This is a genomic window from Mesorhizobium alhagi CCNWXJ12-2, from assembly GCF_000236565.1.
Classification (GTDB): Bacteria; Pseudomonadota; Alphaproteobacteria; order Rhizobiales; family Rhizobiaceae; genus Allomesorhizobium; species Allomesorhizobium alhagi.
The window spans coordinates 1-3,118 of sequence record NZ_AHAM01000342.1 but is presented as its reverse complement, the minus strand read 5'-3'; the positions used below and the strand labels follow the sequence as shown (position 1 = coordinate 3,118).

3 protein-coding genes and 1 pseudogene are annotated in these 3,118 nt (G+C 63.9%); all 4 read left to right on the top strand.

Annotated elements, in window-relative coordinates; all coding sequences use genetic code 11:
- Window positions 1–90 precede the first annotated feature (90 nt).
- Window positions 91–591 carry a lipase family protein gene (locus MAXJ12_RS40335; protein WP_139044186.1) on the top strand — a complete coding sequence of 167 codons (501 nt, stop codon included), beginning with the start codon at window positions 91–93 and terminating at the stop codon, window positions 589–591.
- Window positions 592–728: 137 nt separating this feature from the next.
- Entirely contained in the window at window positions 729–893 is a 165-nt protein-coding gene (locus tag MAXJ12_RS38005; protein WP_008840767.1) for a hypothetical protein, read from the top strand.
- 34 nt (window positions 894–927) lie between these two features.
- Complete coding sequence (locus tag MAXJ12_RS33860) at window positions 928–2,208, top strand: N-acetylmuramidase domain-containing protein (protein WP_008840766.1); 1,281 nt, start codon at window positions 928–930, stop codon at window positions 2,206–2,208.
- Between the two features lie 3 nt (window positions 2,209–2,211).
- A pseudogene (locus MAXJ12_RS33855) lies at window positions 2,212–3,118 on the top strand (hypothetical protein); the annotation flags it as partial.

Below are 3,118 nucleotides of genomic sequence, written 5' to 3'. Positions count from 1 at the left end.
ACAACCTGCTGAAATCACTCACTCCTTTTTGGATCGGACACTAAGTCCGCAGAGGCACCGCTTGCGTTCGACATTGAGTTGTTGCTCGAGATGGCGAAGGTCTGTAAGGCGATCTATCCGGGGCCTACCAATCAGAAGGCCCTTTCGCACAACGGTTGCCGCTACCTGGAACAGCGGTACATCCACGGAGCATTCAAACGTGGATACTGTCGAATTTTTTCAAACGAGCAGACTGTCACCATAGCATTCCGGGGGACTCGAGAGAAGGTCGATTGGTTGATCTCCAATCTGCGCTGCTGGCCCGAATGGCTTCGACATTGCGACGCGAACGCGAACTGGGTCACCGTCCATCGAGGCTTTCAGCGTACGCTTGAATACTCCGATAAATCGACCAGACTTAGAAGTATCGACGCTACTATGTCGGCACTCGAAGATATGAAGCTCGGGAACCGAGACCTGTTTATCACGGGCCACTCCCTCGGTGCTGCGTGCGCTACAGGCAAACAGCCCTTTTCGGTTCGTTTTCGTGGCCGAAAAACGATCGAACTTCTCGAAGTCCTTGGCCAGCCTGCGGCATCGCCCCAGCCATGAGAAATCCGAGCAACAGCGGTGAAGCAGCCGCTGCCGGAAGGTCCGTGCAGTCAGGAGGCCGATCGGCTCGCCCAATCCATCATGCCCATGGTTGAGAGACTCCAGGCATCCGGCGTGTTAAGCTGGATGGCGGCGGCGTGTACGACTCCGTCCTGTCGCTCTTCCAGGGTCTGCTCAGCGCCGACGGCTATGGGGTTTGGCCGCTGCTGGCGGGCGCCGGCTTCATGGTCTGGCGAAATGCCAGCAGGACGGCGGAAAGCCGGCTGCACGACCATCAGATCGGAGCCAACCGCAGCCGCTGAAAAGGGATCGTAGGATCGAGAGGGTGGGCGAAAAATGTTGGGAACGGGGCGCGCCGAAAGGCTGCCGGAAGGGGCGATCGAGAACCTGGCGTACAGGCTGGATGTGCATCCGGCCGACCTTCAGGCAATCGCCAATGTCGAAAGCGGCGGCAGTGCCTGGTTTCCCGACGGGCGCCTTAAGATCCTTTACGAGCGCAACATCTTCTACACACAGCTGCCGGCCGCCAAGCGCGCAGCCGCTGTGGCCCAGGGGCTTGCCCACAAGGGTCATCGCGGCCGCAGCCAGTATGCCGACCAGAAGAGCGCGGAGAGCCGCTTCGACCTGCTGCAGCGGGCGATCCACATCAACCGCGACGCGGCATTCAACGCCATATCCAGCGGCCGCTTCCAGATCATGGGCTTCAATGCCGGCCTCTGCAGCTATCCTAGTGCCGAGGCGATGTTCGAAGCCTTCGCCGATTCCGAGCTTGCGCAGCTCAGTGCATTCGCGGCTTTCCTGGAGAAGAAGGGGCTGGTCCCCGCGATCCGCAGTCGCGACTTCGACAGGGTCGGCAGGGTCTACAATGGCGACAAGACCGGCGTCTATGCCGGCAAGATGAGGCGCGAGGCCGAGGCGCTGCGCGGGCGCCGCTGGCTCCAGCCTCACCAGGTTGCGGACATTCCCTTGGGCCATGGGCCGAGATCAGAGGCGGGAAGCGACATGATGCAGACGGTTTCGCTCGGCGCCCGTGGCGAAGAGGTGCGGATGCTCCAGAGCGCGCTGAAGCTGCTCGGCTATCCGGTGGGAAAGGTCGACGGAATATTCGGCGAGCTCACCCGTGCCGCGGTGCTCGAGTTCCAGGCGGTCAACGACATCGCCACGACGGGTGTCCTCGATACGGCGACCTGGGCGGTGCTAGCCAAGTCGCCGCGCCGCGCAATGGCCGTGGATCGCGCGACGGCTACCGAGGAGGACCTGCTAACGCAGGGCTCCGAAACCATCCGCACGGCACGCAACGGTCGCCGCGCAGGTATTCTGGCATCCGTCCTCGGCGGCCTCGGTTTCCTCGGCGGCCCTCTCGACGTCTTCGACGGCCTGCAAGGGAGAGCCACCACGATCGCCGAAGGCCTTCCGGGCAACGCGGTCGAGCAGGGCGATGCGGCCACTGGCATCTTCGGATCGCTGGTCCAGATCGTGCCGGCGATCCTCGGCACCGGCCCCTCCGGCATGTGGCTGCCGCTGCTCGGCTTCGGCCTCTATTCGATCTATGCCAACCGCAAGATCGTCGACCGCCGGCTGGAGGACCATCGCACCGGCGCTGACAGAGGACGCTGAGACATGTCGGCCCCTTTGGTGCGGATACGTGGCCTCTGCGAGCCGATTGCGGCCCTTGCGCGGACGCTGGCGGCGAAGATGCAGCGCAAGTTGGTCCGCCACATATCGCAGGCCGGCGGGATTGGCACAACCGCGGCGGCGCGGCGCATCGCGATATGGGCGGTGAACCGCTCGATCGAAGTGATCGCCGTGCTCGTGCTCGCTGTCATGTTCTTTTCCGGGCCGATCGCGAGCAGGATCCTGGCGAATGCCATAGGCCCGGAGGACCTTGAGCTTCCACACGTGGCCTATCCAATGCGGCAGACGGCCGAGCTAAACCAGACGATCGGCGGCCAGGGCGGCGGGCTCGACTGCAGCCTGCCTCCGGGCATGGATTTTCTGGCTTTCCCGCGCCGGCGCGGCCTGTCGCCGGTCTCGCTAAGAATGCGCCAGGCCTGCGTCTTCCACGATTATTGCTATCGCCACGGCGCCGCGACCTACGACTATTCGCAGGCCGATTGCGACTACATGCTGCAGGAGCAGGCCTTCCGGCTGTGCAGCCAGATCAACATCAACAGGCGCATCGCCGACTGCGAGACCGAAGCGAGAAAGGTTACGCTCGGCGTCAGGCTCGGCGGATGGGGCTCCTACAGGCGGGCCGACGCTCCGCCCTCCGAGGGCGGCTCGACCTATTTCGAGTTCGACCCCTACCCTCTGCGCTCGCCGCTCTATCGCGTCGTGCGTGTCGCCGACACCCCCGCCAAATGGCGTGCCCGCGGCTCCGACGCCAAGGCTTATTACGTCTTCCGTATGAAGCAGTCGGGCATCGAGCTGCGCATCATCGGGACGGACGTTGCGGGCCGCAGCCTATGCGCGGCGCTCCGCCTGGGAGCCGCCCACGACGCGATCACCGTGCCGCCGCTGGTCGTGC